General features: G+C 62.2%; 13 protein-coding genes and 1 riboswitch. Of the genes, 11 read left to right on the top strand and 2 right to left on the bottom strand.

Annotated features, from left to right (window positions below; all coding sequences use genetic code 11):
- Positions 1–140: 140 nt before the first annotated feature.
- The 5 genes from J3P92_RS18675 to J3P92_RS18655 all read left to right on the top strand — a co-directional run bounded on the left by J3P92_RS18675 (position 141) and on the right by J3P92_RS18655 (position 4,766).
- Positions 141–1,199 (top strand): DUF2066 domain-containing protein, encoded by a 1,059-nt coding sequence (locus J3P92_RS18675; protein WP_434648654.1) that lies wholly within the window; start codon positions 141–143, stop codon positions 1,197–1,199.
- A gap of 32 nt (positions 1,200–1,231) precedes the next feature.
- On the top strand, positions 1,232–2,305 hold the full coding sequence (locus tag J3P92_RS18670; RefSeq protein ID WP_420767448.1) for an AI-2E family transporter: 1,074 nt from the start codon (positions 1,232–1,234) through the stop codon (positions 2,303–2,305).
- A 169-nt stretch (positions 2,306–2,474) separates the two neighbouring features.
- Positions 2,475–3,179 carry a DnaA regulatory inactivator Hda gene (gene hda, locus J3P92_RS18665; protein WP_420767447.1) on the top strand — a complete coding sequence of 235 codons (705 nt, stop codon included), beginning with the start codon at positions 2,475–2,477 and terminating at the stop codon, positions 3,177–3,179.
- A gap of 261 nt (positions 3,180–3,440) precedes the next feature.
- A complete protein-coding gene (locus tag J3P92_RS18660) occupies positions 3,441–4,067 on the top strand; it encodes a C40 family peptidase (protein ID WP_420767446.1) in 627 nt (208 codons plus the stop codon).
- 165 nt (positions 4,068–4,232) lie between these two features.
- On the top strand, positions 4,233–4,766 hold the full coding sequence (locus J3P92_RS18655) for a C40 family peptidase (protein ID WP_434560191.1): 534 nt from the start codon (positions 4,233–4,235) through the stop codon (positions 4,764–4,766).
- 83 nt (positions 4,767–4,849) lie between these two features.
- On the opposite strand, the gene J3P92_RS18650 is transcribed toward J3P92_RS18655, so the two are convergent.
- Both J3P92_RS18650 and J3P92_RS18645 read right to left on the bottom strand, forming a co-directional pair.
- The gene (locus J3P92_RS18650; RefSeq protein WP_434648653.1) at positions 4,850–6,160 is read right to left on the bottom strand and encodes a PQQ-dependent sugar dehydrogenase; all 1,311 of its coding nucleotides are present in this window, start codon (positions 6,158–6,160) and stop codon (positions 4,850–4,852) included.
- 185 nt (positions 6,161–6,345) lie between these two features.
- Entirely contained in the window at positions 6,346–6,930 is a 585-nt protein-coding gene (locus tag J3P92_RS18645; protein WP_434560187.1) for a hypothetical protein, read from the bottom strand.
- A 160-nt stretch (positions 6,931–7,090) separates the two neighbouring features.
- Positions 7,091–7,300, top strand: a riboswitch (cobalamin riboswitch).
- A gap of 81 nt (positions 7,301–7,381) precedes the next feature.
- Here J3P92_RS18645 and cobO point away from each other — a divergent pair.
- Genes cobO through J3P92_RS18615 form a run of 6 tightly spaced genes read left to right on the top strand, consistent with a single transcriptional unit; the run spans position 7,382 to position 13,387 of the window.
- Positions 7,382–7,993: a cob(I)yrinic acid a,c-diamide adenosyltransferase gene (gene cobO / locus J3P92_RS18640; protein WP_434648652.1), complete on the top strand. Its 612-nt coding sequence runs from the start codon at positions 7,382–7,384 to the stop codon at positions 7,991–7,993.
- Entirely contained in the window at positions 7,990–9,402 is a 1,413-nt protein-coding gene (locus tag J3P92_RS18635; protein ID WP_434648651.1) for a cobyrinate a,c-diamide synthase, read from the top strand. The genes cobO and J3P92_RS18635 overlap by 4 nt, the downstream gene beginning before the upstream one ends.
- Positions 9,399–10,049: a 5,6-dimethylbenzimidazole synthase gene (gene bluB, locus J3P92_RS18630; RefSeq protein ID WP_434607278.1), complete on the top strand. Its 651-nt coding sequence runs from the start codon at positions 9,399–9,401 to the stop codon at positions 10,047–10,049. The genes J3P92_RS18635 and bluB overlap by 4 nt, the downstream gene beginning before the upstream one ends.
- On the top strand, positions 10,046–10,954 hold the full coding sequence (gene cbiB / locus J3P92_RS18625; protein WP_434648650.1) for an adenosylcobinamide-phosphate synthase CbiB: 909 nt from the start codon (positions 10,046–10,048) through the stop codon (positions 10,952–10,954). Before bluB ends, cbiB begins: the two co-directional genes overlap by 4 nt.
- Positions 10,947–11,939, top strand: a complete 993-nt coding sequence (gene cobD, locus J3P92_RS18620; RefSeq protein WP_434648649.1) for a threonine-phosphate decarboxylase CobD — start codon at positions 10,947–10,949, stop codon at positions 11,937–11,939. Before cbiB ends, cobD begins: the two co-directional genes overlap by 8 nt.
- Complete coding sequence (locus J3P92_RS18615; RefSeq protein WP_434648648.1) at positions 11,936–13,387, top strand: cobyric acid synthase; 1,452 nt, start codon at positions 11,936–11,938, stop codon at positions 13,385–13,387. The genes cobD and J3P92_RS18615 overlap by 4 nt, the downstream gene beginning before the upstream one ends.
- The last annotated feature ends 20 nt before the right edge of the window (positions 13,388–13,407 follow it).

The following is a 13,407-nucleotide window of genomic DNA, read 5'->3' as shown; positions in this document are numbered from 1 at the left end:
GGTGTAGCGGTAAGCGACTGTGGTTGTGACAGTGTCGAAACTTGCCTCGGGCGGCTGAATGTTTTGCCGGGCGCCGTGTCACAGCCATGCTCAGTCTTCTCCACACGGCCGGTGCCAGCCGTTTTGTCCGGGAATTTTCCATGCGTCTGTTCAAACTCTTGTCTGTTGGCTGCCTGTCGCTGATCAGCCTGGCGAGCCATGCCGAAACCCTCAACAACCTTTATCAGGTACGTGAACCGGTCAGCAGCCAGGCACCGGACGAGCGTAACCAGGCAACCTTGCGAGCGCTGGATACCCTGGTGCTGCGCCTGACCGGCGACACCAAGGCCGCGCAGAACCCTGGCCTGGCGGCGATCCGCAAGGACCCGCAACAAATCATTCTTCAATACGGCTACGACGCCGGCCCGCCGGAAAGTCTGCAGGTGGATTTCGATCCCGCCAGCACCGACCGGGCGTTGCGTTCGGCGGGGTTGTCGCTGTGGGGCGCGAATCGCCCCTCGATCCTGGGCTGGTGGCTCAACGACTCGGTAGAAGGTTCCAGCCTGGTGGGGGATGGACAGGCCAGCGCCACGCCGTTGCGCCGCGCTGCCCAGCACCGGGGCTTGCCGCTGCACCTGCCGCTGGCGGACTTGAGCGAGCAGATTGTCGCCACTGCGCCGAACCTTGAAGGCAACGACCCGGCGCCGTTGCGCGAGGTGTCGGAGCGTTATGGTTCCGACGCGTTGCTGGCGGTCCACGCCAAGGAAGAGGGTGGGCAGTGGCAAGCGACGTGGCGCCTGTGGCTGGGCGACCAGCGCGAGCAGGGCAGTGCCCAGGGCGGCGATCCTGCCGCACTGGCCGACGCCGTGATGTTGGCGGTGAGCCAGCGCCTGGCGCCGCGCTTCGTGGCCAAGCCGGGGGTGGCGACGGAACAATTGCTCGAAGTACAGGGCATGAACCTCGAACGTTACGCGGCGCTAGGGCGGTTGCTCGAACCGTTCGGTGGGCAGTTGCAGCGGGTCGAAGGCGACGTGATCGTCTACAAGGTCAATGGCAGCGCCGAGCAGTTGAAGGCACAACTGGCCTTGGCGAAACTCCAGGAAGTACCCGCCGGTGAGGTTGTCGCGCCGCCGACCGTGGCTCAGCCTGCTGCCGATGGAACAATCTCGCCCGCGCAGCCAACACCGGCGCCGATCCCGAACCTGCGGTTTCGCTGGTAGGATTTCTTCCTTTATAGAGTCAGGAGTGGTTCATGGGCGATACGCGGCGTTGGTTCTGGTTGGGTGGGGTCGCCCTGCTGATTGCGTTTATCTACTTGCTGCACCCGATTCTCACGCCGTTCCTGGTTGCGCTGCTGTTGGCCTATCTATTCGATCCGGTGGTGGATCGCCTGGAAAAACTCGGCTTGTCCAGGACGTGGGGCGTGGTGGCGGTGTTCGCGCTGTTCACCTTGATCGTCAGTGCCCTATTGCTGGTATTGATCCCCATGCTCGCCAAGCAACTGTTGCGCCTGTATGAGCTGGCGCCGCAGATGCTTGATTGGCTGCAACACACCGCGGTGCCTTGGGTGCAGTCGAAACTGGGGCTGGCCGATGGCTTCTGGAAGTTCGACAAGGTCAAGGCGGCCATCAGCGAACATATGGGACAGACCACCGACATCGTCGGCGTGGTGTTGAGCCAGGCCACGGCTTCGAGCCTGGCGTTGATCGGCTGGCTGGCGAATCTGGTGCTCATTCCGGTGGTAGCGTTCTATCTGCTGCGCGACTGGGACCTGATGATGGCCAAGATCCGCAGCCTGCTGCCGCGTCACCGTGAAGAACGCATCATGACGCTCACCGGCGAATGCCATGAAGTGTTGGGGGCGTTCGTGCGCGGGCAACTGCTGGTCATGGTCGCGCTGGGCTTTATTTATGCGGCGGGGTTGATGCTGGTAGGGCTGGAGCTGGGGTTGCTGATTGGCATGATCGCCGGATTGGCGGCCATCGTGCCCTACATGGGCTTCGTCATTGGAATTGGCGCGGCGTTGATCGCCGGACTCTTCCAGTTTGGCGGGGACCTGTATCCCATGGTTGGTATCGTGGCGGTGTTCATGGTCGGGCAGGCCCTGGAAGGCATGGTGCTGACGCCGTTGCTGGTGGGTGATCGTATTGGCCTGCATCCGGTGGCGGTGATCTTTGCGATCCTGGCGGGGGGCGAGCTGTTCGGCTTTACCGGGATCCTGCTGGCGCTGCCGGTGGCGGCGGTGATCATGGTGCTGGTGCGGCATATGCACGATCTGTACAAGGATTCGGACATCTACAGCGGCGTTGAAGACCCTGAACTGTAGGTTAAATCCAGGGCAGGGCGTCAGGGAAACTGACGCTTCGCTCCCTTGTCGCTGCAAACCTTTGATTTTGCTCGTGGTCCGGCGCATTGTGCGGTCTGCGTCACGGGTATAAACTTTGCAAACTTTACACAGAGGCCACTAATGGTTCCTTTGGAGCCGTTCAGTCAGCATGAAACCGATTCAGCTGCCCCTTGGTGTGCGTCTGCGTGATGACGCCACCTTTATCAACTACTACCCAGGCGCCAATGCCGCTGCACTCGGCTATGTCGAGCGGCTTTGCGAAGCCGACGCTGGCTGGACCGAAAGCCTGATATACCTGTGGGGCAAGGACGGAGTAGGGCGCACGCACCTTTTGCAGGCCGCCTGCTTGCGGTTCGAGCAGCTGGGCGAGCCGGCCGTCTACCTGCCGTTGGCGGAGCTGATGGATCGCGGCGTTGAAATCCTCGACAACCTCGAGCAGTACGAACTGGTCTGCCTGGATGACCTGCAGGCCGTTGCCGGCAAGGCGGACTGGGAAGAGGCGCTGTTTCATTTGTTCAACCGACTGCGCGACAGCGGCCGACGCCTGTTGATCGCCGCATCGACCTCGCCACGGGAATTGCCGGTGAAGCTGGCGGACCTGAAATCGCGCCTGACCCTGGCGCTGATTTTCCAGATGCGTGCGCTTTCCGATGAGGACAAGCTACGGGCATTGCAACTGCGTGCTTCGCGACGTGGCCTGCACCTGACCGACGAGGTTGGTCATTTCATCCTCACCCGCGGCACGCGCAGCATGAGCGCATTGTTCGAATTGCTCGAACGCCTCGACCAGGCATCGCTCCAGGCCCAGCGCAAGCTGACGATTCCTTTTTTGAAAGAAACCTTGGGGTGGTGAAAATTTTTTGGACGAGATCTTTTGTGGCGAGGGAGCTTGCTTCCGCTTGAGCTGCGGAGCGCTCATAAAAGGGGCCACTGCGCCCGAGGCGTCGGACCGGCCCAGCGGGAGCAAGCTCCCTCGGCACCGTTCAAAATGGGCTTAAGCGCTTAGATGTAAACGCAAAACCGAGAAGTCACATTTGCATCGATTGAATTTGCAAATGAGGTTGATAGAAGGCATAGTCTCGCCATCTTTACTACTTCAGCCACGGTCGTGCCCATGCTCAGTCGCTTCGCACCCCTCGTGCCTCTCGCACTCGTTACCCTGTTGTTCGGTTGCGCTGCCCACTCTCCAGTGTCCCAGCAAGCGCAGCAACCCCAAGTCAAGAGTTCTGTAACTGCCCAATCTTCCTCCGTTGCGTTCCAGGAAGAAGTGGCCTCCGATAAAGAGCTGGCAGACTTCGCCGGCAGCAAGCCTTATCAGCTTCCGGTGCTGGCGGACAGCATCCTGGAACGCGGCATGTCCTTGATCGGCACTCGTTACCGTTTTGGCGGTACCTCCGAGGCCGGCTTCGATTGCAGTGGCTTCATCGGTTACCTGTTTCGTGAAGAGGCGGGCATGAACCTGCCCCGTTCCACCCGCGAAATGATCAACGTAAATGCCCCGCTGGTTGCTCGCAACCAGCTTGAGCCTGGCGACCTGTTGTTTTTCAGCACCAATGGTCGTCGCGGTCGGGTCAGTCACGCCGGTATCTACCTGGGCGACAACCAGTTCATCCACTCCAGCAGCCGCCGCAGCGGTGGGGTGCGAATCGACAGCCTGGGCGACAGCTACTGGAGCAAGACCTTCATCGAAGCCAAGCGTGCCCTTGCCATGGCACCGACCGTGGTCACGGCTCGCAAGTAAGCGCACAGTTTGTAGGGCAAACTTAAAGTCTTACTTGAAGTTTGTCCCATAGCCGCTAGAATCCTAGATCATTGATTGATGGCGATCCGCCTGCGTACTACGCGGGCGGATTTGTTTCCATCTCCACGGCAGAAAAGCCGCATCCAGATCAGGATTGTTCCGCATATGTCGACGTCGGCCCGCCTCGTTCTGATTGTTCTTGCCGCGCTGCTCAGCGCCTGCGCCAGTCGCACCCCACCGCCCGCGCCGGTGCGGGCTCCAGTGGTATTCGCGCCCTCCCAGACTTTTTCTCCCGCCGCTGAAGACGTGCTTTTCCGTGCGCTGGGCTTGGTGGGGACGCCCTATCGTTGGGGTGGCAACACGCCGGACTCAGGTTTCGATTGCAGCGGTTTGATCGGCTATGTGTACCGTGACGCTGCCGGGATCTCTTTGCCGCGTTCCACCCGCGAAATGATCAGCATGCACGCGCCAGAGGTTGGCAAAGATGCGTTGCAGACGGGCGACCTGGTGTTCTTCGCCACCAATGGTGGATCCCAGGTCAGCCATGCCGGGATTTATGTAGGGGAGGGACGTTTCGTCCACGCACCGGCCACCGGCGGCACGGTCAAGCTCGACAGTCTGTCCAAGGCCTATTGGCAGAAGGCCTACCTCGGTGCCAAGCGGGTGTTGCAACCGGAACATCTGGCGCGTAATCCCTGACCCTGACGATTGATTTTTTGCGACGCTGGATCGCTCTTGTGGCGAGGTAGCTTGCTCCCTCGCCACGGGGATCGGTTTGAGCGTTAATTTTTCGATACCCGCCAGATCTTGTTCCCTACGTCATCAGCCACCAACAACCCACCTTGTTTATCGATCACCACGCCCACCGGCCGCCCCTGGGCTTTTTCGTCTGCGTTGAGGAAACCGGTCAGCACGTCCACGGGCTGGTCCACGGGTTTGCCGGCATTGAACGGGACGAAGATTACTTTGTAACCACTGTGGGGCTTGCGGTTCCAGGAGCCGTGTTGCCCGATGAAGGCGCCTTCTGTAAACGGCGCGGGCAATGTGCTGCCTTCGGCGAAGGTCAGGCCCAATGAAGCCGTATGAGGGCCGACGGCATAGTCGGGAGCAATGGCCTTGGCCACAAGTTCGGGATTTTGCGGCTCGACGCGCACGTCGATGTTCTGCCCGTAGTAGCTGTACGGCCAGCCATAAAAGCCGCCGTCCTTCACCGAGGTGATGTAGTCCGGCACCAAGTCGCTGCCGATCTCATCCCGTTCGTTGACCGCCGTCCACAGGGCGCCGCTGCGAGGCTCCCAGGCCAGGCCGTTGGGGTTGCGCAGCCCTGAGGCGAAGATGCGGTGACTGCCGGTGGCCCGATCCACCTCCCAGATGGCCGCGCGGCCTTCTTCCGCGTCCATGCCATTTTCCGCGACGTTGCTGTTGGAGCCGGTCGTGACGTACAACTTGCTACCGTCCCGGCTGGCAATGACGTTCTTGGTCCAGTGGTGGTTGAGGGGGCCGCCGGGCAAATCGACAACCTTGGTGGGTTGCGCCTTTATTTGCGTATCGCCTTCCTTGTAAGGGAAACGGATCAACCGGTCGGTGTCGGCCACATAGAGGTCACTGCCCACCAGCGTCATGCCGAACGGGGAATTGAGGTTTTCCAGGAAAATCGTCCGGGTTTCGGCGACGCCGTCGTGATTGGCGTCCCGCAGCAGGGTGATGCGATTGGGGCTGGGGACGCCAGCGCCGGCGCGGTCCATGACTTTCTTCATGACCCAGCCACGAATGCCTTGGGTATCGTCGGGCTTGGGGGGAGCGTTGGTTTCGGCCACCAGCACATCGCCGTTGGGTAGCACGTAAAGCCAGCGCGGATGATCCAGGCCTTCGGCAAAGGCAACCACCTTCAGGCCTGGGGCCGGGGTTGGCTTGGCGCCGTCCGGCCATCCGATGGCTTCAGCGATATTCACCGTGGGCATCAGGGTCTTGTTCGGCTTGGGGAGTTTCGGTGACGGGCCGATGCCGTCGGAAACCTGCAATGTCGACGACTCGCCGCAAGCGACAAGCCCTGTAGCAAGGGCGGCGATCAACAGGTGATTTGGCTTGAGCATGCGGACTTCCCTATGAGTGCATGTGATTACTCATAGAGAAGCGTAGACGTGGGATGGTTCAACGGTGGGGCGACCCGCCTGGCAAACGAATTTCCTGAGGGAGCGAGCCTGCTCGCGAAAGCAGGTCAACCTGGCAGTGAAATGCGGGTTGCTCCCCCGTCTAGCGAGCAGGCTCGCTGCCACAATCAACCATGAGCCTGCTTGAACAGCACCGCGACCCCTGGGTGATAGTGTCCGGCCTCGTTGCGCAACTTGCGGTAGGCATAAGGGAAGTACCAGGCCACGGCGCAGGTGTTTTCCTTTTGCAGGTCATCGATCATGTCCTGCAACTCTTCTGGCGTCGCGCTTTGCTGGGCTTTTTGCGGGGCGATGAACAGGCAACCCAGTTTCAGGTCGCTGGCGTAGCTGATCCGCTTGGCGTCGCTGGTGGCTTCCAGCAACGGTTGGGTCAGGTTCAGGTTGTTGACCTTCGGCCAGCGCTGCGTGCTCTGGATGTAGGCGCGTTCATCGCTGCTGGCAATCAACAGATCGGCGCTGACATTACGTTCGCCTTCTTCATTCTGCTTGCGAGTCGCTGCGTCCTGCAGCGTGACCATCTCCGCCATCCAGGCTGCGGCCGACAGCAGACCGAGATTGGCTTTTTCATTGTGCCAATAGGGTGTGTCGTTATCGCCGCGCACGGCGTTGTAGCGGTCGATACAATCGAACCAGCGTTCCAGCACCGGGCGCAGGAATTCCAGTTTCGGATTGCTGATGATCATGCCTTGCATCGCATTTGCCCTCTTGTTCTTGTGATATCGGGTCGTAGTGTCTCTTTGATATCACTTGCCGCAGGATCACACAAGATTGACGTCAGCTTATTGATCCCGGCCAATATCCATTGCGCTGCCCATCGCGGCTTTAATTGACGCTCAACCCCCAACCCTCTAACCTTCGCGGCTTGTTTCAGGTGCTCTATGGCAATGGCCGATAGGGTGAAACAGGGAAGCCGGTGCGTGCACACAAACCCGGCGCTGCCCCCGCAACGGTAAATGAGTCAAGGCTGCGTATAGGCCACTGTGTCGCATGACATGGGAAGGCGCACAGCCAGGCGTTACGCCGCTCATGAGCCCGGAGACCGGCCTGATTCATCCAACGGCATCACGGTGGGCGATGCCAGGCTCGTTGCCGTCCTTTTTTATGCCCGCCCGCCGTTATCCAGTCCCAACGGAGAGCTCCCCCATGACCGACACGCCCGATCGCGACGAACGCCACCTGGCGCGCATGCTGCGCAAGAAAGCCGTGATTGACGAGCGCATCGCCAATTCGCCCAACGAGTGCGGCCTTCTGCTGGTGCTGACCGGCAACGGCAAGGGCAAGAGCAGTTCTGCGTTCGGCATGCTGGCCCGGGCCATGGGGCACGGCATGCAATGTGGCGTGGTGCAATTCATCAAGGGTCGCAACAGCACCGGCGAGGAGCTGTTTTTCCGCCGCTTCCCGGAGCAGGTGCGCTTCCATGTCATGGGAGAGGGCTTTACCTGGGAAACCCAGGATCGCCAGCGCGACATTGCCGCCGCCGAAGCCGCGTGGGCGGTGTCCCGTGAGTTGCTCAGCGACCCGTCCATTGGGCTGGTGATGCTCGACGAACTGAACATCGCCCTCAAGCACGGTTACCTCGACCTGGATCAGGTCTTGAGTGATCTGCAGGCTCGTCCGCCCATGCAACATGTGATCGTGACAGGCCGCGGCGCCAAGCCCGAGATGATCGAGCTGGCCGACACCGTGACCGAAATGGGCATGATCAAGCACGCTTTCCAGGCCGGGATAAAGGCGCAGAAAGGCGTCGAACTGTGAGCCGAGTGTCGACCGCCAGCCGCCATTGCCCGGCGGTCTTGATTGCCGCCCCGGCTTCAGGCCAGGGCAAGACCACCGTCACCGCGGCTCTGGCCCGGTTGCACCGCAACCAGGGGCGCAAGGTGCGCGTGTTCAAGTGTGGTCCCGACTTCCTCGATCCAATGATCCTTGAGCGAGCCAGTGGCGCGCCGGTCTATCAGTTGGACATGTGGATGGTCGGAGAGCAGGAAAGTCGCCGGTTGTTGTGGGAAGCCGCCGCAGAAGCGGACCTGATTTTGATTGAAGGCGTGATGGGGCTGTTCGACGGCACACCGTCTAGCGCCGACCTGGCCCGGCATTTCGGCGTGCCGGTGCTGGCGGTTATCGATGGCACGGCCATGGCCCAGACATTCGGTGCCTTGGCCTTGGGCCTGGCACGGTATCAGCCGGATTTGCCCTTCGCCGGGGTCTTGGCCAATCGGGTCGGCACCTTGCGCCACGCGCAATTGCTCGAAGGGAGCCTGACTGAAGGCTTGCGCTGGTACGGCGCGCTTTCGCGGGAAACCGGCATCGAGCTGCCGAGCCGCCATCTTGGCCTGGTGCAGGCCAGCGAATTGAATGACCTGGACGTGCGTCTCGATGCCGCCGCCGAGGCGCTGGCGGGCAGTTGTGAAGTGGCATTGCCGCCTTCGGTGGAGTTCGCGGCGCCGGAACTGACGGCCGTTGAGCGGTGGCTCGACGGCGTCCGCATCGCCGTGGCCCGTGATGAGGCATTTGCCTTTACTTATGGCGCCAGCCTCGATCTGCTGCAAGCCATGGGCGCGCAGTTGAGTTTCTTTTCGCCGATCCACGACACCCAATTGCCCGAGGCGGACAGCCTCTATCTACCCGGTGGATATCCCGAGCTGCACCACGTTGCCCTGGCGCAAAACGCGCCCATGCTGGCGGCGATCCGCGCCCACCATGCATCCGATAAGCCCTTGCTCGCCGAATGCGGCGGCATGCTGTACCTGCTCGATTCACTCACCGACGTCGAAGGCACGCGCGCCGAACTGCTGGGTATGCTGAGCGGCGATGCGCAGATGCAAAAACGCTTGGCGGCCCTCGCGCTGCAATCGGTGGATCTGCCGGAAGGCAACCTGCGCGGGCATACCTATCATCATTCCTTGACCAGCACCACGCTTGAGCCGATTGCCCGTGGGCATAGCCCCAATGGCGGGCGAGGGGCGGAGGCGGTTTTCCGACAAGGGCGGATGACGGCTTCGTACGTGCATTTTTATTTTCCGTCCAATCCGAGGGCGATTGCCGCTTTGTTTGCGCCGGACCGAGAAGCAGCCTTCGCGAACAGGCCCGCTCCCACAGGGGATGGTGTGACCTCCAGTACGACGCCTGCCAGTGTGGGAGCGAGCCTGCTCGCGAATCGGCCATGACAGACAGCACTTTTTCCCAAGCCGAACGCGAGGCTGTCTACCGCGCCATTGCCGAACGCCGAGACATGCGTCATTTCATCGGCGGCAGCGTCGAGCCGCAATTGCTGCGCCGCCTGCTCGAAGCCGCGCACCAGGCGCCTAGCGTCGGGCTGATGCAGCCGTGGCGGTTTCTGCGCATCAGCGATCGCGCCTTGCGCGGCGAAATCCAGAACCTGGTGGAAGAAGAGCGCATTCGCACCGCTGAAGCCCTGGGCGAGCGTAGTGATGAATTCATGAAGCTCAAGGTGGAAGGTATCCACGACTGCGCCGAAGTGCTGGTGGCCGCGTTGATGGACGACCGCGAGCGGCACATTTTCGGTCGCCGGACCTTGCCGGAAATGGACTTGGCCTCGCTGTCCTGCGCGATCCAGAATCTGTGGCTGGCGGCCCGCGTCGAAGGGCTGGGGATGGGCTGGGTGTCGTTGTTCGAGCCCCAGGCCATGGCCGATCTGTTGGGCCTGCCGGAGGGCGCAAAGCCCCTGGCGATTCTGTGCCTGGGGCCGGTCGAGGGCTTTTACCCAGCGCCCATGCTCGCCTTGGAAGGCTGGGCGAAACCGCGGCCGCTCGAGGAACTGATTTATGAAAATCGCTGGGGAGTGCGTCCATGAGCGTAGCGTTGCTCAGTGCCGCCGCGGTGGCGCTGGATGCGTTGCTGGGCGAGCCCCGGCGCTGGCATCCTCTGGTCGCGTTCGGCCGTCTTGCCAATCGTATCGAACAGCGTTTCAACTCCGGTGGACGGGGCTGGCGCAGTCACGGTGTCACGGCGTGGATCATCGCCGTGCTGCCCTTGACGTTGCTGGCCACAGCCTTGTCCTGGGCGCCCCTGGTAGGGTGGCTGGTGGACATTCTCGCGTTGTATTGCGCCCTCGGCTTGCGCAGCCTTGGTGAACATGTCGAGCCAGTGGCCCGGGCGTTGCGCAGTGGCGATCTGGACGAGGCACGCCAGCGGGTGAGTTATCTGGTCAGCCGCGAAACCGCCGAGTTGGATGAAAACGCCGTGGCCCGCGCCGCCACCGAGTCGGTGTTGGAAAACGGCAGCGACGCGGTGTTCGCCGCCTTGTTCTGGTTCGCGGTGGCTGGCGCGCCTGGCGTGGTGTTGTATCGGTTGAGCAATACCCTCGACGCCATGTGGGGTTATCGCAACGAGCGCTTCGAACGTTTTGGCTGGGCGGCGGCAAAGATCGACGACATGCTCAACTATATTCCCGCGCGCCTGGTGGCCCTGACCTACGCGTTGCTCGGCAAGACCCGACTGGCGTTCAGATGTTGGCGCACCCAGGGGCCAACCTGGGACAGCCCCAATGCCGGGCCGGTGATGGCCGCCGGCGCCGGAGCGCTGGGCGTGGAGCTGGGCGGCGCGGCGATCTACCACGGCGAGCTGCATCAACGTCCGCCCTTGGGCGAAGGCGTGCCGGCCAGTGCCGATTCCATTGATCGCGGCTGGCAATTGGTGCAACGCGGCGTATGGTTGTGGCTGCTGATTCTCTGCCTCGGAGCCGAGTTTTATGCTTGAGCATGGTGGACGACTGCGCAAGGCCTCCCGGCAATATGGCATTGCCGAGGCCGACTGGCTCGACCTGTCCAGCGGCCTGGCGCCCTGGCCGTTCGACGTTCCGCCGATCCCGCTGCGGGCCTGGGCGCGCCTGCCCGAGGCCGACGATGGATTGGAGCAGGCCGCCTGCGATTATTACGAAGCGACGCACGTGTTGCCGGTGGCCGGTTCGCAGATGGCCATCCAGCTGTTGCCGCGCCTGCGCCGGGCCGGCAAGGTGGGTGTTTTGTCGCCCTGTTACGCCGAGCACGCCGAAGCCTGGCGCCGCAGCGGGTACATCGTGCGCGAAGTGCTGGAGACGGAAGTCGATTTTTTCCTCGACAGCCTCGACGTGCTGGTGGTGGTCAATCCGAACAACCCCACGGGCCTGAGCCTGAGCCCCGAACGCTTGCTGAATTGGCACGCACGGTTGGCCCAGCGCGGTGGCTGGCTGGTGGTGGATGAAGCGTTCATGGACATGACACCGCATCTGAGCCTCAGCGCCCACGCCCATCAGGTCGGGCTGATTGTATTGCGATCGTTTGGCAAGTTCTTTGGCCTGGCCGGGGTTCGCCTGGGGTTTGTCCTGGCGGAGCGGCGTTTGCTCAAGCTGCTCGCCGAGCAAGTCGGACCCTGGGCGGTGAGCGGGCCGACCCGGGTCCTGGGCGAGGCGTGTCTTCTGGATACCGAGGCCCAGGTTCGTCAACGACAGCGCTGCGAAGAAACCAGCCAACGCCTGGCATCGACGCTGCAACGCTTCGGCTTCAAGCCCCAGGGCGGCTGCGCATTGTTCCAGTGGCTGGTCACCCCGCACGCCCAGGCCCTGTATGAATTCATGGCCCATCGCGGCATTCTGCTGCGCCTGTTCATCCACACCAGCAGCCTGCGTTTCGGGTTGCCCGCCGATGATGCCGGGTTCCTGCGCCTCGAGCAGGCTTTCGAGGCCTACGCCAAGGACATTCGATGACAACCTTGATGGTGCAGGGCACCACCTCCGATGCCGGCAAAAGTACCTTGGTCACGGCGCTCTGCCGTTGGGTTACGCGCCAGGGTGTGAAGGTGGTGCCGTTCAAGCCGCAGAACATGGCGCTCAACAGCGCGGTGACCGCCGACGGTGGCGAAATCGGCCGGGCCCAGGCTGTTCAGGCACAGGCCTGTGGCCTCGAGCCCCATACCGACATGAATCCGGTGCTGCTCAAGCCCAACAGCGATACGGGCGCCCAGGTCATCATCCATGGCCGTGCCGTGACCACCATGAACGCGGTGGCCTATCACGATTACAAAGCCATCGCGATGCAAGCGGTACTGGCCTCCCACGCGCGCTTGAGCGCGACATACCCGGTCGTCATGGTGGAAGGCGCGGGATCGCCGGCGGAGATCAACCTGCGGGCCGGAGACATCGCCAATATGGGCTTTGCCGAGGCGGTGGACTGCCCGGTGCTGCTGATTGCCGACATCAATCGTGGCGGGGTATTCGCCCATCTGGTCGGCACACTGGAGTTGCTTTCGCCCAGCGAGCAGGCGCGGGTAAAGGGTTTCATCATCAATCGTTTTCGCGGTGATATCGCCTTGCTGCAGCCGGGGCTGGATTGGTTGGAAACGCGCACTGGCAAACCGGTGATCGGCGTGTTGCCGTATGTAATGGACCTGCACCTGGAGGCCGAGGATGGCCTCGACCAGCGCCAGGCCGACAAGGCTGAACAGGTGCTCAAGGTGGTGGTGCCGGTGCTGCCGCGCATCAGCAACCACACCGATTTCGACCCGCTACGCCTGCATCCGCAGGTCGACCTGCAATTCATCGGCCCTGGCCAGGCCATCCCGCCTGCCGACCTGATTATCCTGCCCGGGTCCAAAAGCGTGCGCAGCGATTTGGCCTACCTGCGGGCTAATGGCTGGGAAACGGCCATCCAGCGCCACTTGCGCTACGGCGGCAAGTTATTGGGTATCTGCGGCGGTTTGCAGATGCTCGGTCAGCAGGTCCACGATCCGCTCGGGCTGGAAGGCGTGGCGGGTTCCAGCGCCGGGTTGGGCTTGTTGGATTTCGAAACGACCCTGGAGCGCGAAAAGCAACTGCGCAACGTCCGCGGGCGACTGAACCTGGAAGACGCCGAGGTCAGCGGCTATGAAATCCACGCGGGCGTCACCGTCGGCGCGGCCCTGGAACATGCGGCGGTACGCTTGGACGATGGCCGTTGCGATGGCGCCCAGAGCCGCGATGGACAGATTTTTGGTACTTATCTGCATGGGCTCTTTGAGTCGCCGGCAGCCAGCAGTGCATTGCTGCGTTGGTCGGGTCTGGAGGACGTACAGACGGTGGATTACCACGGCTTGCGCGAGCGAGATATCGAGCGGTTGGCGGATTTGGTGGAGCGGCATCTGGACACCGGGCTGCTGCGTGAGCTCTGTGGGATCTAGGGTGGCTGGGCTGGCGTCAT

This window comes from Pseudomonas sp. D3-27, from assembly GCF_051132165.1.
Taxonomy (GTDB): domain Bacteria; phylum Pseudomonadota; class Gammaproteobacteria; order Pseudomonadales; family Pseudomonadaceae; genus Aquipseudomonas.
The sequence above is the reverse complement of the archived record's forward strand: the minus strand, read 5'-3'. Positions and strand labels throughout refer to the sequence as shown.